This is a genomic window from Flavivirga jejuensis, from assembly GCF_030540765.1.
GTDB lineage: Bacteria > Bacteroidota > Bacteroidia > Flavobacteriales > Flavobacteriaceae > Flavivirga > Flavivirga jejuensis.
Genome location: NZ_JAUOEL010000007.1, coordinates 19824 through 44331 on the forward strand (window position 1 = coordinate 19824; position 24508 = coordinate 44331).

The 24508-nt window shown below is 30.7% G+C and carries 15 protein-coding genes; 3 read left to right on the plus strand and 12 right to left on the minus strand.

The window, feature by feature from the left end; genetic code table 11:
- Positions 1 to 321: 321 nt before the first annotated feature.
- Positions 322 to 1518, minus strand: a complete 1197-nt coding sequence (locus tag Q4Q40_RS17970; protein ID WP_303303353.1) for a T9SS type A sorting domain-containing protein — start codon at positions 1516 to 1518, stop codon at positions 322 to 324.
- A 194-nt stretch (positions 1519 to 1712) separates the two neighbouring features.
- On the opposite strand from Q4Q40_RS17970, the gene Q4Q40_RS17975 reads away from it, so the two are divergent.
- Both Q4Q40_RS17975 and Q4Q40_RS17980 read left to right on the plus strand, forming a co-directional pair.
- The gene (locus tag Q4Q40_RS17975; protein ID WP_303303354.1) at positions 1713 to 4409 is read left to right on the plus strand and encodes an ATP-binding protein; all 2697 of its coding nucleotides are present in this window, start codon (positions 1713 to 1715) and stop codon (positions 4407 to 4409) included.
- Positions 4410 to 4414: 5 nt separating this feature from the next.
- Complete coding sequence (locus Q4Q40_RS17980) at positions 4415 to 5395, plus strand: T9SS type A sorting domain-containing protein (protein WP_303303355.1); 981 nt, start codon at positions 4415 to 4417, stop codon at positions 5393 to 5395.
- A 972-nt stretch (positions 5396 to 6367) separates the two neighbouring features.
- Here Q4Q40_RS17980 and Q4Q40_RS17985 read toward each other — a convergent pair.
- Positions 6368 to 7381 (minus strand): hypothetical protein, encoded by a 1014-nt coding sequence (locus Q4Q40_RS17985; protein WP_303303356.1) that lies wholly within the window; start codon positions 7379 to 7381, stop codon positions 6368 to 6370.
- Positions 7382 to 7709: 328 nt separating this feature from the next.
- On the opposite strand from Q4Q40_RS17985, the gene Q4Q40_RS24115 reads away from it, so the two are divergent.
- A complete protein-coding gene (locus Q4Q40_RS24115) occupies positions 7710 to 7892 on the plus strand; it encodes a helix-turn-helix domain-containing protein (RefSeq protein WP_367892790.1) in 183 nt (60 codons plus the stop codon).
- An 818-nt stretch (positions 7893 to 8710) separates the two neighbouring features.
- Here Q4Q40_RS24115 and drt3a read toward each other — a convergent pair.
- The 10 genes from drt3a to Q4Q40_RS18035 all read right to left on the minus strand — a co-directional run bounded on the left by drt3a (position 8711) and on the right by Q4Q40_RS18035 (position 24471).
- Positions 8711 to 9421 (minus strand): antiviral reverse transcriptase Drt3a, encoded by a 711-nt coding sequence (gene drt3a, locus Q4Q40_RS17990; protein ID WP_303303357.1) that lies wholly within the window; start codon positions 9419 to 9421, stop codon positions 8711 to 8713.
- Between the two features lie 827 nt (positions 9422 to 10248).
- Positions 10249 to 14169 (minus strand): reprolysin-like metallopeptidase, encoded by a 3921-nt coding sequence (locus Q4Q40_RS17995; RefSeq protein WP_303303358.1) that lies wholly within the window; start codon positions 14167 to 14169, stop codon positions 10249 to 10251.
- Between the two features lie 392 nt (positions 14170 to 14561).
- Entirely contained in the window at positions 14562 to 14873 is a 312-nt protein-coding gene (locus Q4Q40_RS18000) for a type II toxin-antitoxin system RelE/ParE family toxin (RefSeq protein WP_169673703.1), read from the minus strand.
- On the minus strand, positions 14839 to 15096 hold the full coding sequence (locus Q4Q40_RS18005; protein ID WP_303303359.1) for a type II toxin-antitoxin system ParD family antitoxin: 258 nt from the start codon (positions 15094 to 15096) through the stop codon (positions 14839 to 14841). The genes Q4Q40_RS18000 and Q4Q40_RS18005 overlap by 35 nt, the downstream gene beginning before the upstream one ends.
- 610 nt (positions 15097 to 15706) lie before the next feature.
- Positions 15707 to 16744 carry a BspA family leucine-rich repeat surface protein gene (locus tag Q4Q40_RS18010; RefSeq protein ID WP_303303360.1) on the minus strand — a complete coding sequence of 346 codons (1038 nt, stop codon included), beginning with the start codon at positions 16742 to 16744 and terminating at the stop codon, positions 15707 to 15709.
- Positions 16745 to 17257: 513 nt separating this feature from the next.
- Positions 17258 to 18859 (minus strand): PepSY-associated TM helix domain-containing protein, encoded by a 1602-nt coding sequence (locus tag Q4Q40_RS18015; protein ID WP_303303361.1) that lies wholly within the window; start codon positions 18857 to 18859, stop codon positions 17258 to 17260.
- A complete protein-coding gene (locus tag Q4Q40_RS18020; protein ID WP_303303362.1) occupies positions 18859 to 19143 on the minus strand; it encodes a hypothetical protein in 285 nt (94 codons plus the stop codon). The genes Q4Q40_RS18015 and Q4Q40_RS18020 overlap by 1 nt, the downstream gene beginning before the upstream one ends.
- Positions 19144 to 19550: 407 nt before the next feature.
- Positions 19551 to 20834 carry a DUF4374 domain-containing protein gene (locus Q4Q40_RS18025; protein WP_303303363.1) on the minus strand — a complete coding sequence of 428 codons (1284 nt, stop codon included), beginning with the start codon at positions 20832 to 20834 and terminating at the stop codon, positions 19551 to 19553.
- A 2-nt stretch (positions 20835 to 20836) separates the two neighbouring features.
- A complete protein-coding gene (locus Q4Q40_RS18030; RefSeq protein ID WP_303303364.1) occupies positions 20837 to 23452 on the minus strand; it encodes a TonB-dependent receptor in 2616 nt (871 codons plus the stop codon).
- A 101-nt stretch (positions 23453 to 23553) separates the two neighbouring features.
- Positions 23554 to 24471: a FecR family protein gene (locus Q4Q40_RS18035; protein WP_303303365.1), complete on the minus strand. Its 918-nt coding sequence runs from the start codon at positions 24469 to 24471 to the stop codon at positions 23554 to 23556.
- Positions 24472 to 24508 lie beyond the last annotated feature (37 nt).

A 24508-nucleotide genomic window follows, 5' to 3' on the forward strand; every position in this document is an offset into this window, starting at 1 on the left:
CCGATTAACTAATAATTAATCAAAATAGTGCATAAATCCATTCCATACACATTCCCACTTCACTCCTATCGTCGCTTCGGGCAAAGAATATTCTATTTACATTGTAGAGAAAGTTTTTAGAAGAAAAAAATAAAGAAAAGTAGTCGTTTAAACTTCGCTTTTACCAAAGCAAAGTTATATAAAATTACTTAGTAAACTTTAATCTTTTGGGTTTTATTGTAATCGTGTTAAGAAAGTTTACAATTATAAATTATTTTCATAATCCATACTTTGATTCAATACACGAAAGCTAAACTATGAGTTGTAGCAATAATAATGGGATTATTCAACAATAACCTTTTTTACTAATTTTCCTTTATTAGTATCTAATTTTATAAAATATAATCCACGTTGTAATTGATCCACTCTAATTTGATTCGTTTTCTGTGTTGTTAACACACGCTTACCAAGTGAATTTACCAGCTCAATTGTTTTAATAGTAATATTACTTGAGATGTTAATGTATTCTGAGGTTGGAATTGGATAAATCAATATTGAAGAACCTGTTACCTCCTTTTGTGTTACACTTAAGGGGACTCCTAATTCATCACAAGCATTAGGTATGCCATCGCCATCTGCATCGGGACCAACTTCCAGATAATCTGCTATACTATTTATATCCCCATCTAAAGGGGTAATTGTATAATCAATGCCTGATCCTGCAGTAGTAACTATTCCTGTAACAGGATCTACAGTTATTAATGTATCATCACCAAACACTCCTGTATCTCCTCCGTCTGCTGTTGATAAACCATAAGCTTCATTAGCATCACTACATCCGTCTACATCGCTATCTGTATTTTGAAAATCAAAAGAACCATCTGATAATGTATCTATTGGTATATTACCGGCACCTCCATTAGCAGAATTAGGCACTCCGCTATTATTTGTAGAGTCTCCATCTGTATCGTTAGCCTGACCAAAGTTTACACTATTTGGTATGCCTCCTGCTTCTATAACATCATAAATACCATCATTATCACTATCCAAATCATAATGATTGGGAACACCATCACCATCAAAGTCAAAGACAGGATCTAGGGTGTCACAAATATCATCGAGATCAGCATCTATACACACAGGTGCAGTTGTACTACTATTATTATCAAAATCTTGATAGTTTGGTATACCATCCATATCTGCATCGGCAGATGGGTCTACTCCCAAATTATTCTCTGCTGTATCCAAAATGCCGTCATTATCGTCATCTAAATCGATTGTATTCTCTACGTTATCATTATCATTGTCTATCTCAGACATAGATTTTATAAAACTTATAGTTGCATCCTTTAATGTATACGTGCCATCTATGTTAACAGATAAACCATGGGTTTGAAAATTGTTTTCAGGAATAAATTCTGGTAGCGCTTCCAAAGTGTTTATTACCTGTGCAGGAATACTATGTAAAATCAATATCAAAAAGAATAGAATAGATATGGTATTTATTTTTTTAGTAAAGAATGGTATTTTAATTTTCATCAATAAGTGTTTTAGTTAAGTGTAATCCAGAGATTAACTTTGATATATTTTTGTAATTTTGAAACATTAAAGATATGAGTATAAGCATGTTGAATTCCAGACAATCTCTATTGAAAATTTGCCAATTTTGAGGTGCTTCTATGTAACCTGTACGATTCATTATACCTTAGTCAAGCAATAAAATGTCCCTATTAATGATAAGAATCATAATCCCTTTATTTTTTTTAATAGCTACAACCATTACTAAAGGACAAACGTCTTTGGAAGTGTTGTCAATTAGTATTTATGAAGGGGATATTTTACCTGAAAATCCTTTAAAACATATAAAATGGGAACCTTTAGAAGCGTTTAACACCATGAATAGTGAAGTTCTTGTGTATTGGTTAAGATTGAAATATAAAGAATCCGCTAATCAAAATATGAGACATGGTGTGTTATTGTTATCCAGGTTTTTTGACAAGGTAGAATCTTATAAGACCCCTCATGCTAGTTCTGCGATTTCTATCACTGGAAGACTGGTAGATAATCAAGATAAAACACTTACCAGAGGGATTTATAAAAACTCATTACCGCTTTCTTTTGATAAAGAAAACACACTTTATATAAAGTTAACCAATTATCCATTAGTAGGATCAATAAGCAGGTCTCTGGACGGCATGGAATACCTTTCCATAAGGAGTTTTGATATATATTCTACGAAGATTCATACCATTTTCACACTTGCTATTGGGATGGAAATAATCATTTTCCTGATTTTTTTATTTCTGGTGTATCTAAAACCCTCCAGGGAGAATATTTTTTATCTGTTACTTATTTTTGTTAGCGTACCTTTAATCATCATTCGTAATCAGGTATTTGATTCATTCTTCGATTTAAATAGTCAGCTTCTTTCTAATCTTGAATTCTGCCTTACTATCTTAGTAGTTTATAGTTTTTCGGCTTTTAGTGCGCATTATATTAAAGTCATGGAATATTCCCGTTTTTGGTATCGATTCATGGCATCGCCATATATTTTGTTATTGATACCAGCATTTTTCTATTTTGATAAACTATATCCATATCTGTTAATTGCTTTCTATTTTATAATTACAATAATTAGTGCGACCATCTTCCTTATTAAATTTCGAAAAAAGAATTCACATAGGGCAAATGTATTCCTTTTGGCTATATGTCCTATTACAATCGCTGGGGTACTCCCGTTTTTGGCAGCTAGTAAAATTATTCCTGCTAATTTCTGGACAATCAATAGTATGCTTATCCCCTTAGTTTTTAGAGATTTTGTTTTTATGACCGATCTTGTATTAGGTTTCTTTCGTGATAAATCATTGATCGCAGTAAAAGAAATAGAAGTTGGTCAGCTTCAAGAAGAAAAGAAACAATTAAAGAAAATAGAGGAATTAAAGACTACCTTTTTTAACAATATCTCCCATGAATTGAGAACACCACTTACGCTGCTTTTAGGTCCATTGGAAAACGTATTAAATCATGGTAAGTTAAATAAAGACATGGAACAACAATTAAAAATGTCCATGAAAAATGGAACATACCTATTACAACTGGTCAATGAAATGCTGGATTTATCTAAACTTGACCACGGGCAACTTACCATTACAAAGAAGAAACAGGATATTATCCCCGTATTAAAAGGTATTATTGAATCATTTAAGAATTACGCTACCGAAAATAAACAAACCATCTACATTACGCATTCATCCAATCAAATATTCATAGATACTGATCGAGATATATTTGAAAAAATGATCATCAACCTTATTTCTAATGCCATAAAATATAGTAAATCAACGGGAGAAATACATATAACAGTAAAAGAATATAAGCATTCGGTATTTATTTCTGTTGCTGATTCAGGAATTGGAATAGCTCCAACCGATATAGATAATATATTTAAACGCTATTATCGGGTAGATCGTAAACGATCTGTGAGTAGTACTGGAATTGGTTTAGCTATTGTAAAAGAATTTATAGAGCTTCATAATGGCAACATAACAGTACAAAGTACTTTAGGGAAAGGATCTTTGTTTGAATTAAGTTTCCCTTTAGTAAAAGATTCTGCTAAATCTAATACTACTATTATACCATATGCTATTAACGATCTGACGTCAATAGACCCTAATAAGTCATTAATCTTGCTTGTAGAAGACAATCAAGATATGAGACAATACCTGGAACAGCACTTGAGCGACTACAATCTATATCAGGCAGCTAACGGCCAAGAAGCCTTAAGGCTCTTAAAATCTATACAAAAACCAGACCTTATTATCACCGATTACATGATGCCTGTCATGGATGGCGTTGAATTTATTAAAACATTAAAATTAGACGAGAGTTTTTCAATGATTCCAATAATTTTTCTAACCGCCCGGACACTACAAGGTGATAAAATTAAAGTATTACATATGGGGATAGATGACTATATTATTAAGCCATTTGATAAGAAAGAGCTTAAATTACGTATTAATATATCGCTTAAAAATGCTTTAAATCAAAAGAAAAGTATGTCTCAGTCGATTGACATATTTTCTTTACCAGAAATAGTACAGTTTAAAAAGAAATTGGATGCTTATATTATTGAAAACATATCCAATCCCAAAATGAGTAATATTGATTTAGCTTATCATTTTTCTATCAGTGAACGTAGTTTGATTAGAAAAATTAAATCTGCTACAGGACAAACACCCGCCGCCTATATTAGAGAAATTCGATTACAATCGGCAAAACGTAAGATCGAATATAATGAAAGAGCTAGTATTAGTGAAATCGCCTATGAATTAGGCATGAATAATCTATCTCATTTTACTCAGGCTTTTAAAAAAAGATTTGGAAAACTACCTTCTGAATATTTTAGAAAATCTAATGATAAAATAACGTAATAACTATGACAACTCTTTTAAAACAAATCAAAAAATTAATATTTCTAAATCTCGTAGTCTTCTTTTCATCTATAACTACTTACAGTCAAGTTATAAATGACGATTTTGAAGATGGTGATATAACTGGATGGATAGAAGGAACTGCTAGTCATTGGGTGAATTCAACAACAAATCCTATAACAGCCGCAAGATCTTTAAAACATAATTTTTCAGGTACATCTGGTGATAGTTATATTTACCAAGACATTTCTTCTTTAGATTTAACTACAGAAAATATTACCTGGCAGTTTAATTTAAAAACAGGGAGTTGGGATCCTTCTTCATCGAACAAGTTCTGGGTATACCTAACTGCAAACAATAATGATTTAAATGGTTCTTCCGTAGATGGATATGCAGTAGGTGTAAACCTTACTGGCTCTTCAGATTTTCTTACTTTATGGAAAGTGACTAACGGTGAAGCTGATGGCGCTGTAATTACAACTGCAATTGATTGGAACGCCAATAATACAAAAGGAATCAGAGTTACAAGAACAAATGATGGTTTATGGGAATTATTAGTTGATAATGATGGTGGTTTTGAGGCTTTGATGTCTATGGGTACAGCTACAAATACAGATTACACATTTGATACTAATTTTGGACTTAGTTTTACTTTTTCTGCCACTAGAGCTGGTCTCTTATGGATGGATGACGTTTTTGTACAAGGTGTCGATGCAACTTTAAGTGTTAATGACCTAACAATTTCGCTTGATGAGGTACTTGTATTTATGACAGATAAACGCTCCTTAACGGTTAATGGTCTGCAGAATACTCATTTTTCTGTCAGGCTATATTCCATAATCGGCGAACAGGTCCTAAACAAATCTTTTATATCAAATGGTGTGAACAATATTAGTTTACCCCAAACTCTTGCTAGTGGTATTTATATTGTTAAGCTTACTACCTATAATTCAGAAATACTAAGTAAAAAGATTGTTATTGAATGATTCTCATAATTTAAGATAAATAAGTGATTCAGAATACAACTATCTAAAAACAAACTCTTTAGTCTCATAAAACTGTTTTCAGTAGGTGTTATTGTTTTTCTAATTGTTTTACATAAATACATGCTTTAATAATCATACTATTTATGTGATTTAATGTATTTAATATTAATAAATTAGAGAGCTCAAATTTATGTATTCGATAATTATTCCTATTACATACACATTCCCACTTCGTTCCTATCGTCACTTCGGGCAAAGCGTATTCCATTACATTTTTAAAGAAACATTTGAGAAGAAAAAAATCAAAAAAAAGCAGTAGTATAAACTTCGCTTTTACCAAAGCAAAGTTACATAACGCAGAACATTATAGTACAAATGTATTTCATACAATTAGATAGCTATAATTCAATATTATGTAAAATATCCCAATATGTTCACGTTTCTATTTGATGTATAGTACTTGGGTCATTAAACATTCGTGTTTGGCTTCTCGTTTAATTTAAATATTCTGTACAATCGTTCATGTTTTTTTAAATATGCGATTCTCAAGAAACTTCACGTTTACACATTTGTAGCTATAATTAGCCGTTATGTAAAATTGCCGCTCGCAAATGCTCGATTGCTTTTTAAAAATAATTATGCTGTCGCAGTAATTTTTTTAAACACAATTATCCATCGCTTGCAACCGCCAAAAAAAGCTAACTTTTGCTTCTTGTTTAAATTCGCGTATTCGATGAAAATCCCGCAAGATTTTTTTCTACGCAATTCTCGTAAAGGTTTCCGCAAGAGTATAAAATTTTCCTGCCACATCATCCACACAAAAATTTCTATACACTTGCTCAAATTGTGCATTTGTTTAAGATTTTTAGAGTTTGCATATCTTTTTGTCTTGATACAAAAATTAACACTTTGTTTTACAGTATCTAAATCCAGTGATTGTAAGTATATTAGGTTGTTTCCTATTAATCTGCTTTAGATATTATTAGTCAATCTTAATCTAGCTATATAATATGCTACATATCCCTTTCCCGAATTGCACTCAATGCTTGCAGTAAGACTTGGGTTTTCTGAAGAGACTGAATAACTTAGTACGTTATTAGAACTGGTAATCTCGGAAGCCTTCCGAGCACTTTGGCTAAAAGCACAATAACAGTTGTTATTTACATAAATAGCTGTCAATGGGCATTCGACACCAAAAGAAACAATCGCTCCGTAAGTATCTGGTCCACTAGGAAGTCCATAAGTAAATCCATATTGAGTACCAAATAAAGCACCATCCCTTTTATTTGTTTGTACGATGCCACAACTTACATATGTACCTGCCCCGGGTATTGGTTCAGGTACAGTTATAGCTGGAGGAATATTTGGGGTATGCCCGACTGGTTTACCATGTGTATTATAATCCCCAATCCATTTCATGTCTCTTCCTCCGAGTTCGTTTAAAACTAGTGCAAAGCAACAAGCAGGTTTAAGCATAAAATAAAGAATTGGAATAATAATGGCTATTATTGCAACAGCTATTATAGCTACCAGCCCAGCAACCGTAACCGCTTGGACGCCTTCTGCAACCGCAACCATAGTTACCAAACCTCCTACAATCCCCCCTCTAAATGCCTCTATCGCTGTCAGTCCCATAGCGACGATTCCGCCACCTATAAGTGCAGCAGCAGCATGTCCAACACTAAAATGAGGTTGGATGATCATAGCAGTATCAAGCATGGAGGTGACATATACTTTGATTTCTTCGCCGGAACAAGACTTCAACCGATCGTACTGTTCTTGGGTAAGTGTTATTACAGGAAATCCTGTTGGATCTTCTTCCAGGGCTAAATAAGGTTTGGCCTTTTCAATGGCATCAGCCCTGATTTTTTCATATGCATTGGACAATTCTATTTCTGTTTTACAACTTTCTAACTGCTTGAAATAATCAGGATAAACTTTGTTAAAAGATGTTTTTAGACTTAATAATTCTGACTTTGTGAACATAAGGGGTATATTTAGTTTTCAACAATAATTAATTTGAGTGAATAACCAGTAAGTTAAAATTTAAAAGATTATCAGTTTTTTACGAAGCTAAGTTAATAAAAAATTCTTAATACGAATATATTTCAGAGATAGAGAGATAGAAAGAGGTGTATTATTCTGAGAATAATTATAAGAAATATCTTGATTTTTTGCAAAAAAAGTAACTTTATATAGAGTTGAATCAGGAAAATAATATAGTATAAACATCTGTTATCCAATCTCTTTAAAATGTAAAACATCTTAATTTTGGATAAATTTTATTATTTTGTGTTTTTAAAAAAACACTATTTTGAAAAACATAAAAACTATACGCAAAGAGTTGAACCTTTCTCAAGTAGAGATAGCAAAACTTCTTGATATGACCCAATCTACATTGTCCAGGATAGAAAGAGGTCTATTGTTCGGAGAAAGCTATAAGAAATATCTTGATTTTTTGAGAAAAAAAGGCGTTGACCTTAATCGATTATTTTAGTTTAATTACTTTTATATCTCAAAATAGATTTCTTTATTCGAATTCTTAACATTAATTCAATTTTAAAATATTCTTATTAAGAATATTATGTTTCATTTTTCATATAACAAATCCAAAATATTTTAAGACATGAAAAGAATTTATTTAGTTAGAATATGGAGCCCAAATATTATCTAGTGCCTGGTCGTAAACAGACTATTTTTATAATTTGAATTATTTTTGATGTCATTTTTATTTACTTTTTAAGAGTTGATGCCTTAGTATCAATCGATTAAAAATAAATAAAAAGGGCGCGAAAAGAAACAAATTTAATATTGCTGTGTTTCCGACCAGACACTATCTAGAGATAATATAGATAATGTATTAAAAGAAATTCCATATTTAACTTCAAAACTTGAACATGTATTTTAATATCCCTGTAAATGGCTTAGAAGATTATTCAAGATATTATTTATCGTAATTTTAAATGACCATACACAAACTTTACGTTTATACATTATGTAACTATAATTAGCCATTATATAAAATTGCCGCGTAGAACAGTTCCTTCACTTAAATTTCTCTTTATTGGATAATTCCCTGTTAAAAATTTCATTCTGTCTTCTAAAAGAGAAAAATCTCTGTTTTTTAAATAATCTTAGAATGAACGAACAATTCTAGTTTTATATTTATTAACCTTAGTTTTAGCAATAGAGACTGTTATCTTTTTATCAGTAAACTCATTTTTTGTTTTCTTACAACAGTCAGTAAATAAAAACTTACACCCTAGATATTCAAAATTCAATTCCTTTTCAGAGGTTTTATCATAATTATTTACTTCAAAAAATTTTGTTTTTTTTATCATTAAAAAGTAAAGGTGTCCGTAAAAGTTCTTTTTCCTTTATTTCCTCTATAATTTCTAGAGGATTTTTTGTTGTAAACAAGATAATATCATCAACATATCTCGCATAATAATAGACACCATCAAGTCTATTAACTTTTCTGTCAAAGTCTCTTAAATAAAGTTCTGATAAAGTAGCACTTATCCCTATTCCTCTTGGTAACCCAGTAAATAAACTAAACTCACTTAATTCAAAAAAATCTTCAAGAATATTTATAGCTCTAGTTGAAAGCAAAGCATCATCTTTAAGTTTATTTAAAATCCATTTCCTATCAATACTTTCATAAAATTTTTTTGAATCCAATTTTATAATTGACATTGGAACTGCTTCTTGTAATAAGATAATTATTTGATTTACTATAAGGTTTCTATCTGCTTGTTTAACCTTATAGAACCTTTTTATAGAATCATTAATCTTTCTAAGAGCAAAATCATCTTCCACATTAGAAAGACTGAAAATTTCATTGGAATCATTAAGTATTTTATTTATAGATGAAACTATATAATTATCAGAATTTATCTTACCTGAAATTTCAGTAAGAGTATCTATTGTTTTTATGCGATTTTCTCCAAATCCATCATACTTTTTGTAATCATCAAAAGTGATTAATCTTAAAAGGTCTGATACATTAAATGATTGGTTTAGCATAAGTTTTCGCAATACAGAAATTCTATAAAATCAAAATTATAGTTCTCAAAAAATATGTTTTTTGATTATTAATTATAGGGAGGCTCTAAATATACAAAAATTTAACAAGTAAAGATTTACGGAATCACGTAGTTGTCAGAAAATTAAAAAGAATAATCCCATTCCATACACATTCCCACTTCGCTCCTATCGTCACTTCGGGCAAAGCGTATTCCATTACATTTTTAAAGAAACATTTGAGAAGAAAAAAATAAAGAAAATTAAATGATAAAAAAGCTTTTTTCCAAAGCAAAGTTACATAACGCAGAACATTATAGTACAAATGTATTTCATACAATTAGATAGCTATAATTCTATATTATGTAAAATATCCCAGAATGTTATAGTTTCTATTTAATATGTAGTACTTGGGTCATTAAACATTATCGTTTTAGCTTTTCGTTTAGTTTTAATATTCTGTGCAATCATTCAACATTTTTTAAATACATGATTCTCAAGAAACTTCCCGTTTATACATTATGAACTATAATTAGTCGTTATGTAAAATTGCCAACGCTTGCAGCCGCACAAAAGTTAACATTTTGGTTTTATTGAAATTCTCGTATTTGAAGAATATTCCGTTAATTTTTTTTTCACGAGCTTTTCGTTGAGTATTCGCAAGAGTACAAAATTTAAGAAAAATAAATTTCTATACACTTGCTAACATTTTAGTTTCAATTTATCATTTTTAATTTCTTGAATTATCTTTTACAATTTCAGACGAGACACTTATATATTATATAAAATGATAAGTGTTAAAATGACCTATCCAAAAGTCTAAAAGTTCTTTACTGCTTAATAATTCTGAATGTTCTTATCTTGCCATAAGAATAGCTTCGAATATAATAAATGCCAACAGATAGATAAGAAAAATCAATTTCAACTCGTTCTTTAAGCCTTTCTTGATTTGTAGTAATTAGTTGACCAACCAAATTATAAATTTCAACCTTCGTTATTTCTTCATTTGATTCAACGGTTAATTTATTATTTACTGGAGTAGGATAAAATTTAAATCCATCAAAAAAACTAACTTCTGATACACCTAACACTTCAGATAAGTTAAAATCGATTGGCACCACCACGTTACTATCATTATCCCCAGAATTTAAACCACATATAGCTTTAAGGTATATCTCATAATCAGTATCTTCAGATAATCCTGTTAAAGTGTAAGGGTTAGCGGAAGTTAAAACTGTTGTTCCTTGCCCAGGTGTAAATCCTTTTATCCCATATTCCAGCTCCCATTGTGTTTCAATTCCATTACTCGTCCATGATAGATCAACTGAATTAAAAGTTATATCATCTATAACAAAATCTGAAGGCATTGGACAACTGATTGCCCCACAAGTCACTGTGGCCTCCCAGCCAGTACTGGTTTCTTCACTCACCGATTCAAATCTAAAAAATACACTACCTGATTCTAAAGTAATGGTTCTTGGGCCATCAGTTCCATAATAAAATCTAGAACCATCTTCTGTATTGACAAATAAATAATCATCTTCTGCTAAATCGAAAGCATTGAATGTAATCGTGAGCGGAGCACTTGATGCTTTAAAAAGAATTATATAATAGTCATCTTTTCCATAATTCCCTTCTGGTCCTCCATAATCGTAAAACTTTTCTGTATTGCAATTAATTTCATAGAAATCAACTAGTACTGGCCCCACCTGCTGACTGTCATCACTTCCAGGATTTGCTCCACAAATAGCGGTAAGGTAAACATCATATAAAGCTCCAGGATTCAATCCTTCCATTGCATGTGGATTGGTTGAGGTTAAAACCTTAGTCCCCGTTCCTGGTGAAAACCCTTCCACCCCATATTCCAGCTCCCATACTGTTTCACTTCCGTTGCTAGTCCATGATAAATTACCAGCTAAATCGGCAACAAAATCTGAAGGAACCGGGCATTTAGCTGGTGTTGTAAATTTTTGAGGTCCTATCCAGTTACTAAAATCACTTGCACATAATGATCTTACAAAAACATCATAATCAGTACTAGAATTTAGTGCTGAAATAATATATGAATTAGTGTTTGTTGTAATTATTTTTTCTATTGGTGTTGGAGCATTTTCAATAATTCTAATTTCCCAACTTGAAGAGCTATTATCCGTCCACGAAATGGTAGCTGTATTATAAGCTATATCCGTCATAGTGATATTGGATGGATCATTACATTTTGTCTTGAACGTAAACACCTCTGAAAAATCACTCGTACCACATACATTATCACTTAGTACACGCCAGTAATAATCTGCATTAAATTCGGTTTGAGAAGGTATGAATGTGTTTTCAGTTGTAATGGTTTGTTCTATGATATTGGAAAAACCAGGATCGCTTGCCAGCTCAATGGTAAAGAAGGCCTCTGTATTTTGGACAGCCTCCCAAACTAATGCTGAATTTGGAATTATTTGTGATGTGTTATTTTCTGGAGATATTAACGTTGGCTTGGATAAATTCTCAAATAGGTTTAACCTAATATTGACATTTCGTTGTGCCGATATTGTGTTTCCAACAATAGTAGTTTCATAAGAGTTTTGATTTAAATTATCTAATCCTGAAATGGTTAGGGTAACTTCTGTATTGTTGTTTATCGCGGTAGCTGGATCAAATGTAGCTGTTACACCGTTAGGTAAATTTTCCATACTAAACGTTGTCATTTCATTAAAACCAGAAACCGTTTTATAATCAAAAACAAACACGGCGTCCTCATCTTTACAAACATCTTTTTCCGATTCAGAAAGACTCATGAAAAACTCTGATAAATTAATGTTAATGTCAGAAGCATTTATGGCATAGAATACATTGTTCTCAGCTCTTACCATCAATCTCGCAGTAGAAGTTGATGCAGGAACCTCAGGAACAACAATGTCATAACTTCCAGTATTAGGCACATTGGTGACTACGGTAATGGGATATGTATATCCTCCATCAGTGGATAAATATATGGCTACAGTAGAGGTATTAATGGGGGCCTGATCTGTATTGGCGACATTCCATGTAATTGTTTTAACCTCTCCTACTTGCCATATAGTACTCGAATTTTGTGAGGTTACGGCAAAAGGTCCTGAATTACCTTCTACTGTTACAGTCATTTCATCTGAAGCAGTGTGGGAGCCAAAAACAGCATTATCTCTTACTGTGAAAGCAAAATCCATCGTCCTAGATACAGATGGCAAAACATCCCAGGTTGGTGTTAAATTTCCAGCAACAACATCCTCCAATTTTGGCATATACCGAACGGGAACATCTGTAGGTGTATAACTTCTAAACAATGGGCCATACACCCACGTAGGTTGTGGAGTACTGTTTGAGTTAGGGCTTTCAGTATCAATTTGTTCCCAAGTATAAGATAGGGTTGAATTGTTATCAGCATCCTCTGCAGTACCTTCTAAAATAAAAGGCGTTGACTTTGGAATCGTATAATCACTACCTGCGTCTGCCGTTGGGGCATGATTACCAGTACTGATTAACTCCCCACAACCACTACCCTCAGTAACTGAAATAACATCTCGAATGCTAACATAATTATAATAACTATCTATGCTATTTTGAACACTAGGGCTGCATATCCCTGCATAACTCATAATCGTACTTCCACTTCCTGGTTCTACTGCAGTACCTGCTTCATAGGGGTCTCTACATGCAGAACTGCTTTGTACATGATTTGTACCTAGTTGATGTCCTAACTCATGTGCAAAGACCATATAAAAATTATCTGCTGCCAGATTAGGACCGGATGAAAATGCACTTCCCTTCCCTGCAAAACCATCTCTACAAACACTGGCTGGATAGGCAATCCCGTAATTCCTGAATCGATGTGCTAGCAAATGTCCTATATCATAATTTACACTACCAATCTCAGCGTCCAAATGATTTTGAACTACAGGTAGCAATTGTTCTCCAAAGAATGTAAAAGGATCTGTAGTAGCATTTAAATGTATTACCCTATCATTCTCAGGAACTAATTCCAATGTTATACCAAGGTCCCGTTCTAAAATCCCATTAATTCTTGTAAGTGTCGTATTTAAAGCAGCCAACACTACCGTTTTTCTTTCAAGATCACTGGTTTCATTTCCTGTCAAGAAATAATTTGAATATTCCCCGGTAGTTGCCAGCGCCAAACGATACTTTCTTAGATACCCATCAGTCGTTGATATTTTTGCATTTGCAGTTTTTTTATGTGAATGCTCATGCACTTCTTCTACTACACCGCACTCAAAATCTGAAAGAGATTCACTCTCTTTTCTATTAGATACAGCATATGTATTCGTTTTCAAATCTGTAGGCTTAATCAAGGTGATCTCATTACCTGCTGTAATAAATGCCCTAAGTCCATTATGCTCAGAGAAACTTAAACGTACGACCTTATTTGATTGAGTACTCTTACCTACGTATGATTTTATTTCTGGGAATTTTAAAGCTAATTCTTCGCTAAAATTAGATGCTCCTACCATTTCAAAAGCTTCAAATGTATTATTTTCAACGGGAAGTAAAATTGTGGAAGATTTCTTCTTGGAGCTTGTCCTATCAGAGACACCTTTTACTAGAGATAAAAAACTGTTATTATCTAAAACTAATAATTTATGTTCCTTAGAATTTTCAACAACCTTATTTTGTAAAGCTGGCGTGTTTAGTTTCCATATTTGCTGTGAAAAGCAGTTAAAACCAAAGATAAAAATGTTAATGAGTAGTAGTAGTTTTATTTTCATTTCATTTGGGGGTTGTACTGTAAACGTATTAGAAGAGGTTAAACTTTTATTTTGGTTTTTACTCGTAACGTAAAGCAGTTTTGTAGGCTAAAAATAAGAATTTATTTTATTGCATAATCTAATTAACATTAAAATCAATATACCATTCCATACACATTGCTACTTTACTCCTATCGTCGTTTCGGGCAAAGCGTATTCCATTACATTTTTTTAAGAAAATTTAGAGAAAAAAAAAGAATAACTATTTGGTGTATGTACTTCGCTTTTACCCAAGCAAAGTTACATAACGCAGAACATTATAATTCATTTTCATATTATAATCTGACATTATATAAAATTGCTTTGTAAACTTTATTTTTTTGAGTTTTATTGTCTTTAAAGAAAGTTATAATTTATAGATTATTTTCATAATCCATACTTTGACTTAATACACGAACAATCAAAATATCAATATCTGTAGATAAATAAAAAATAGTGTGGGATTTATAAGAAAATCTTTTTAATGACAGAATAAATTCAGATGCATCACGTCCTAAAGTACTATTATCAGCTAAAATTTGAAATAGTGTATGCATTCCTGATAAATATGTTTGGGCTTGTTTTAATCCAAATGTTTCAATGCCGTACTCATACATTTTGGCAAGATCAATTTCGGCGCTTCTTGATACTTTATAAACGCCCATCTGCCCGCATACGGTCTTCAACTTCCTTCATGATATCTGGAACAGATTTATCGCTAATACCACTTTCCATACCTTCAGTTATAGCTGCTTTGAGCGCTGAAAACTTGGCATTTTTTGCTTGATCTCGTCTTACTAAATCACGAAGGTATTCACTGTCATTAGTAAATTCTCCCTCTGTTATCCGTGACTTTATCCACTTATCCTGTTTTTCCGTAAATGTTATTGTTTTTCTAATTGTTGACATAACGCATGTGTTTTAATAATCATACTATTGATGCAATATAGTATATTTAATCAAATGTTACAAAATTATAATAGTCAAATTCATGCGTTCAATAACTAATCCCATTCCATACACATTTTGCCTTCACTCCTCCTCCCTTTCTGCAAAAAGAGTATTCCATTACATTTTTAAAAGAAACTTTTGGGAAGAAAAAATTCAAGAAAATTGAGTTAAAGAACTTCGCTTTTACCAAAGCAAAGTTACATAGCGCAGAACATTATAGTACACTTTTAATATTGGATTATCCAGTGGATGATTCAATATTAAAACAATATTTTACTATAGATTTGATATGTGTTACATATCATTAGATAGCTATAATTCCATAATTATGTAAAATATCTCATAAGGTTTTAGTATTCCAAAAGAAAATTTAGAACTTGGGTTATTAAACATTTGGCTCTTAGGGAAACCATACGTTGACTTAGCACTCTGAGAATAAAAATTCCGCTCGCAGATTTGCTGATAAAATGTATGCCTTTAAATTAAAAAACAAAAAAGAGGCAAATCTATATAATAAATAGACTTGTCTCTTTTTTCTATATTAAGAAAATATATTATTCGAAATTCCTTAATACGTAAAATTAGTAGTTGAAAAACATGATCCTAGAGTGGGTAAATAAGCCATTTCTAAAGTAGAGTATCTAACAAAATGTAGACAATTAGTAACATTATTAGTATCCCAACCAGATAAATCTTGATTGAAACTTTTATTATTACTAAACATAGAGCTCATTTTACTAATATTTGAAACATCCCAAGACGAAATATCTTGATTGAAAGCTTCTGCACCACTGAACATAGCTCCTAAACTATATGCATTACTAACATCCCACGTAGAAATATCTTGATTAAATACTTTTGCTTTTGAAAACATACCATAGAAATCAGTTATGCTTGTAACATCCCATGAAGAGATATCTTGATTAAAGGCTTCTGTATATGCAAACATCGAATCTACAGTGGTAGCCTTTGAGACATCCCAACCTGAAATATCTTCATTAAATTTAAGAGCTTTATAAAAGGCTTTATCAAAATTTACAATATTACTAACATCCCAGTTTTTTACATTACCTGTAAAGAGGTCACATTCAGAAAAATAGTAACTAATAGAAGTAATACCTGTAAGATCAGGACTTTCATCTGGTAAAGTAGTTAGAGCTTTACATTGCCAGAAGATTCCTGTTTCAAAACCAAAATGGATATCACCCCAACTCGTAATTGATTCTATTAGTTCATTAGAATCTTTTACTATGAAAAAGTTGAAACCGATTAACTTACCTATAATGGTAACAGTTTTTTCACCTGCTGCAGCATAGGTATGTGATCTATCTGGATCATCATAACTGGTAACACTTGCTATGGTACCATCACCCCAATCAACGGTAAAATCATAGGATGTACCAGTGCCATCATAAATGGGTAAAACAATTGTCTTGTTAGCATCGGAAACACTCCAAACAGAAACAAAAGAACTTTCGTCATCGGTTGGATTGTTGGTAGTTGTATCACCATCAACGGTTAAAGGATCATCACTATTGCAAGAAATGATTATAACAGTAAGCAAAATGGGTAGTAGGTTTCTTGAAAATTTAATTATTAAATTCATTACCATATTATATAATTTAAGGCTAAGTTTATAAAAATAATTAATTTGTAAACAACGGTTATCTATTATTATTGTTTTTTTCGATGAACTACTATTCCCATTCCACACACATTGCCTTCTCTCCTGCCGTAGGCCAGTTAATAAGTGTTCCATTACCTTTTGAGAAAAAGTTTTTAGAAAGAAAAAAATCAAGGAAGATTAGTATTGTAAAAGCTTCTTACCAAAGCAAAGTTGCATAACGCAGAACATTATAGTACAAATGTATTTCATAGCATTAGATAGCTATAATTCAATATTATGTAAAATTGCCAGTGCTAAGCGCTAGATTGCTTTTTAAAAAATTAAAATGCTCTATAGCATTTATTTTTAAACACAATTATCCATCGTTTGGTCACACCAAAAAAAGTTAAACCTATAATTCTCATATTCGAAGAAAAACCTTTGGTTCTTTATCTATTAATATTAAAATAATCTCCTAAATCTTGTTTAGAAATTTTAATATTATGTTGTATTCTACTGTAATTTAGTTATGGCTTTTTTTAATGGCTTCATTTTAAAACTTATTAATAAAGTAATAATTCCTGTAATTAGCCAACAAACATCAATAAAGAAAGTGCTAGTATTTTGTATAGCTTTACAAAACCAAGATCCCGATTGTATTCCATTTAAAATAGGAATTAGAATCCCAAAAATACCAGCTAATAACAAAAAATGTTTTGTTATTTTATGAATACTTTTTTTTAAGAATGCATAAATTATTAAAACCAACCAAAACAAGAAAAAGACATTTGATAAAATACCAAATTCACCTTTGGTGCTAGATGAAAAAACTTTTACTAAACAAAATAATAAAGCAATTGAAGGGTAAAGCCCCATACAAACTCCCATATAAATAGCTCCTACGTTAGTATTAAACTTTGCTTTAGAAATAAATTTTTTATTTGCTCTAGCTTCTAACCAAATTAAAACTCCAGATATAATTACAAAACAGGTGATAATTGATAAAATAAAGTAAATTATTTTTGTTACGTATCCTCCATATTCTGCATAATGTAATTTTCTTATTGTTTTACTTGTGGCATTATAATAATCGTCATAAAGCAGTTTTTGATATATTTTTTCACCATCAGATAGTCTAAATAAAGACCTCGTACTTGCTGCAAATTTATTTGCACCATTATGTAATAAATCTACAGACATACTTGCATCCGGTTCTTCAAATTTTTTAATTTCTACAAAAACTCTATTTAAATCATTTTTATTTACATCTGCAAGAGTATTATCTATAAGCGTATTAATTTGAATTTTGGGATTGGTTTGTTGCACTTCAACAATAGCTGTTTTAGGCGGTAAAATTAATTCTGTTGTTTTATCAAAATCTCCATCAAAAACAATAAAAAATGAAGGCAAATACAATAAACTTAATAATCCGAAATAGACACCTGTTATGGCATACATCAACTGAAAAGGAATCCCTAAAACACCTAGGGCAGCATGTGCATCTGTCCACAGGTTTTTAATACTATTTTTAATTCTAAAAGTGAAAAAATTTGAAATTATTTTTTTCCAATGAATGATAATACCCGAAAATATTGCTACAGCAAAAAATAAAGAAACAAGTCCTGCTATATAGCGACCAATTAAGGGTATCTGTTTAAAATAATGTAAATAATATAAAAAAGAGCCTAAGTTCCCTTGAACAACTCTTTTCCTTGCTATAACATTGTATGTTTTTGGGTCTATTTTAAGATATATTTTAGCCTTTGCCAAAGAGTCTTTAGCGTTAAATGCTTGTTTAGTGTCTTTTTGGATTTTTATTGGGCTTGAGTTAACTGAAATATAATTTGCATTAGACCTGTTGTAGTTTATTGTAATACTCTCTCTTCCTTTTAAATCAAATCCTTCTTTTTTTGTTATTTCTAAAATGCGATCGTAATCTATTTTAGGTGTAAATACTATGTTTTTTGTTTCGTTATGTTGCCACTGATTTATTTCATCCATAAATAAAGCAAAAGCTCCTGCAAAAAAAATGACAAACAGACCCACACTAATAACAATACCACTAACAGTATGTACATTAAAAAAAACGTTATAATCTCTTTTGTTTTGTTTCATTATGGCTTTAATATGTAAATTACAATTATAGACAGTATTATTATGAATAAAAAAATGATCCAAGATATCCATGCTTTTTTTATCCAATACACAACCAATATTAATAGTGGCCATATTATAAGCGTTGAGTATAATGCTGTAACCAAAACTATTCTTTGATCGAAGATGTATGATAATGCTATATGCGCCATCATAGTAGCAAACAAACTCCCTAAAAAAGCAGCTAAAAATTTACTTGCTTTTATCCAGCTAGATTGAATTAAATATTTTTTATTAGCAGGCATTTAGATTAATTTAAGAGAAGTTTCAATTGAAAATAAAACACAAAAGGAAAGGAAAATTATTATTTTTTTTGGTTTATAAAGTGGAGCAAATAAAACAATTAATGAGGCAAAAGTTGGCCAAACGACCAACAATAGTAATAGTGCATTAGTTACACCTGTTTTTCTATAAAGAAAACAAAAACCAATAATTAAAGAAATTACCGCTAGACCTTTTGCTAATAAAGGTCTTGCATTAAAGTATAATGACAGATTACCTTTATTAAATTCAATTCTTTTAGCTAAAACAAACAATAGGTAAATAGAAACAAAAAAGAAAAACAACGAAAAACTAAGCATTTTTTAAACTATTTTAGAATAAACCTTCTCGCTATACGTTAAGCGAGAAGGCATTATATACTATGTAATAATTAGTTAGATGATAAATCATAAATACCTCGAATGGTTCCGCCTTCTACATCAAAAGCTTTTTCTACAGCACCAGAAGTAGCGTTATATTTATAAATGGCATTTTCATCAGTATTTTTAATAGTTAGATAAACTTCTCCATTAATAACTCGAGATGATTGCGTTACAAAACCACCTTGAGGAGGTAATCCTGGAATAATTGATACATCTTTTGTATTTACATCTATAAGAATCCATCTAGCTGTATTTTCTGTAAAAAATAATTGTTGGGCTTGTAATAATTGTGCTTGAGTTAAATTACGGGGATCACCACCAACAGAGGCTACTAACTGTAACACTCCTTGTGGGATATCTGTAATAGCATAGGCAATTGCTTTACCATTTCCTATATAATTAAAAAAGAAACAATTTGATAATAAAGTATTTAGTGGGTTTGCCGCCAATGCAGGATTAAAAGTATAATTTGGATCAAAATCATTAGATCCTGCTGGGATTTTATATAATGCACAAGATGTACCTTGTATTGCCACACCAGTATTTAAATAATAAATATTTCCTTGTTCATCAACATTAGTATGACCTTCAAGATTACTATAAGCGTTTATTCCTGCGTCTGGGATTACCGTAGTATTTACAAATGCTCCTGTTCTATAATTAGCGGATTGAACATAAAATGAAGTAAAAGGTTCCGCTGTATCTGCTGATCTTACATAACAGAAAAACTCATCCCCTCTTACAAGAAAGCCATTTAAAATTTGTTCATTAGGCAAGTTTTCTGAATCCTCCATATTTATTAAACCTGTAATTTGCATAGTGGTTGGGTTAAATACGGTTACCTGAGCGGGATTTGCTCTATCGGTAAACAGACCAGTAGTGGCATCTATTATTTTAGGTTGCCCTCTATTGCCTGAATGTGCTATACTGGCCTCATCTTCTTCTAATTCTCCATCAATATTTACAAATATTTTAGCTAATCTATCTGTTTCATCTAAACCATTACTATCAAAAAAACAACCGTCATAAAATTCATTTGGAGTAAAGCTAGTGAATACTTGACCATCTGTTAAATTAGCAACTCCGCTAGGTAACTCTTCAAAATATTTAACTATAAAATCGTCATTTGGAGTTGTGGCGTTAATTACAAAACCTGTTTTTAAACGGGTTTCTTCTTCTGGTTCATCAACATCATCATCATCATTTTTACATGATGTGGTTATTAAAAAAGACATCGCTATTAATAAAATACTAAGAGTGTTGTTTTTAAATTGTTTAAAATATAGATTCATTATTAAAAGATTTTATAATTAATTTTAAATTGATAGTTTCTATTAGGTTTTGGGACTCTGTAATTATCGAATAATTGAAAGTCATTTGTAATGTTGTTTACTTGAAAAGAAAAACTTAGTTTTTTATTAGGCGAAAAATAACCTATACCCATATTAATTTCATCCTGTGTTGGTATAAGTGATAGCGGTTCTGGTTCACCATTTGGTGGGATATCATCATTACTAAATGCCTTAGTATGAAACCAATTACTATACAAAACTATATTGGGTAGTGTTTCCTTAAAACTTTTTGCTCCAAGGTTAAAAAGCACATTATAGAAGAAAAAAGGAGTGTTTGGAAAAGAGGTCCCAATAAATGATTTCAATCCATTATCAGACAATGCATTAAATCCCTTATAAGTGCGTTCTTGATTGGTTAAATTAAAACTGATGTTAGAAAATGGGTCTTTAGTAATTTTTACATTAAACTCTACCCCTTGCGATAACACGCTATTAAAGTTTTGGTATTGTAGGGAAACATCTCCACCTCTTAGGGCTATTAAATCTTTGGTGTCTCTAATAAAACCATTAAAACCTAAATTAATTTTATAACTATCTAGAAAACGCTGTTCATAATCGATTCCAAAATTTATATTATCTGATTGTTCTGGTTTTAAATTAAAGTTAGATCTAATGTTTGTGAAGTTACCGTACACTTCAAATTCGTCTGGTATACGTACAGCATTTTCATAACTTGTTCTAATAAAAAAAGATGTATTAAATGCATATTTTAAAGCAAAACCAAAACCCTTTAATTCGTCTTTTATTTGTAAATTTAGAACTGTTGGAGATTGTTGACTTACCGTATTGGCATCATATAAATAATACTTCCCAAAAAGTATGGTATTTAAAGATTTTTTAAACCAACTGGAACTAATTTCGGCAGAACTTATATTTTTGGTAAAGAATGAAGGAATTAGGTTTCCATTTATTTCTTCACCATTAACATTTATAAAAGGGTCTATGAAATTTCTTCTAAATATTTTTGATCGCGCATAGAAATTATTTAAGCTTATTTTGTGTTGATTGTTTAACTTGTAACTAATACCTAAGCGATGTGCGTTTGTAGTAAATTCTGTTTCAGTATCGATAGGATTTAAACCATTTTCTACAATAACTTCTCGGTTCCAGTTTATAACATTTAACGAATCACGTATTGTAGCGCTTAATGCATTGGAGAGAACACCTCTATAATCTAATTTTAATTTATTATCAAAAAAACTATTTTTATAACCTAAATTAGTATTAAAAGTTTTTGTTTCTCCAAAATAACCTTCTATAGCAGAACCATCAGTAATATCTAATGTTTGTATTTCATTAAATTTATGCGAAATATTACCTTTTATAGTAATTTCATCTGCCCAACTTAAATCGTGAATTTGCATTCCCACTTGTGCAAAATAAGATTCGTGTGCATTGTTAAATCTTCTAATATTATTTATCGTTTCACGAACTAGTTGTGTTCTTATTTCTCCGGTAAATTGATCTGTAAAAGTTTCCTCTGTTGTGTTTGTAATATTGTTCATCAAGAAATCATTATCAGAAAAATTGTAAAACCCATCAAAAGACAATGTAATGTGATCATTAATTTTTTTACCAGATAATAATGATACTCTATGGGTATTAAAAGAACCTATTTCATAACTCGTTTCTAAGACATCATTTTCTATTTTTTTTGACACAATATTGACTCCGCCACCCAAAGCATCTGTAGCTTTATCAGTAGGAACTACGCCTTTATATATCTCAAGCCTATTAATATTAGAAGCGGGTATGTTAGTTAAGTTAAATCCTCCTCCTAAATATTCAATTGGAAAACCATCGATATATACCCTAACAGCATTTCCTGTTAAACCGTTTAAATTCACCTCTACATCACTCCCCAAACCACCAGAACGCCTTACTACAACACCTGGAGATGTTTTTAAAATTTCTGCAACTCCAACAGATTGCAATTTAAAATCTTTCGTTTCTATTGTATTGATTTTTATAGGAGCCTCAGTTATCTTTTTAGAAATTGATTTGCCCTCAATAAGAATTTCTCTTAAAGCATTTTCTTCTTCGTTTAAAGTGAAATTTACTTGTGTTGGTTGGTCTGGGATTATTTTAATTTCTTGTTTTTTACTTTCAAACCCTAAAGTGCTAACCGATATAGCATAATTTCCTTGTGGAGCTAAAAATGTATAATTACCATTTTTATCAGAAGAAGTTCCATAAATAGTGTTTTCAAGTATAATTGAAGCAAAAGGAATAGGGGTATTATTAGCATCAATTACTTTACCTGTTACTTTACCTTTTCTGCTATCTTTACGTATGTAAATTACATTACCTTCTTCACTAAAGTACATTTTATAATCTTCGAATAAGGATTCTAAAACTAATCGTAAAGACGTATTATTAAAAGTTTTAGTAACTTTTTTAGTTGTGTTTATTGAAGATTTATTGTAGGAAAAAAAACAGTTCTCATTTTTTTCTATTTCTTGTAATGTTTCAATAATACCAATGCCATCTATTGAAATTGAAATTTTTTTATTTAAAACACTTTCTTGTGCTTGTATTAAATTAGGCAGTATTAACATTAACAGTATGCAACCAAATATTTTTAGATAGTTTTTACAACTAGAATTTACCTTATATACCATCTTTATTTTTTTGTCTTTTTAATGTATCGTTGATATATTTAATAAATCATTATTGTGTCTCCATTCTTCTTGTACTTAAGTTTCATAACAAAACCTATTTTTTTTAGGAGATTTTCTAAAGTTGGGGTTTTATGGTATCCTTTATATACCTGGTTTAAAACACTTTTATTATTTACTTGAATTTTTACATTGTATTTTCGTTCAATATCTTTAAAAACATTTCTTAAACTTTCATTAAAAAATAGTTCATTCTTAGTCCATGAATTATAGAAATTAGCATTTACGTCTTTTTTGGTAATGCTATAGTTTTCACTCAATATTACTTGCTGATTTGGGAGTACTATTTTACTATTGGTAGGTTCTTCTAAACTTTTAAATGATACTTTTCCCTCATTTAGAGTTAAATAGGTTCGTTCATTTGGATAAGCTGATAAACTAAATTTTGTGCCTAAAACGGTAGTCTTTGATTCTTTTGTAGTAATAGTAAATGGATGTAAACTATCTTTAGCAATTTCAAAATAAGCTTCTCCATTTAGACTTACTTCTCTATTTTTTTTAGAAAATTCTTCAGAGACTAATAAAACAGAGCTAGCATTCATATGTATAACAGACCCATCATCTAATTGAATACGCTTCGTTTCTCCTACTAAAGTTTCGTATGTTGTAAAGGGTGTCTTTAAGAAAAACTGAAAAGTTATTAAACCAATAAATAGTGCTACACAAGCAACACTAACATAATTTATTAGTTTTTTATAGGCTTTCTTTTTTTGTTTTGAGGGTTTAATGTTTTTAGAAATATCTCCCCACATTAAATCACTTTCAAATTGTAATTCTTCTTCAGATAAAATATTAGGAATATCTTTATTGTTTTCTAACCATAATTCTATTACTGCAATTTCTTCTTTTGAACATTTACCATTAACATATTTTTCTAATAATTGAGAATTAATCTTCATACTATATATTCATAAGGTGTTTAAAACTGCCATTACT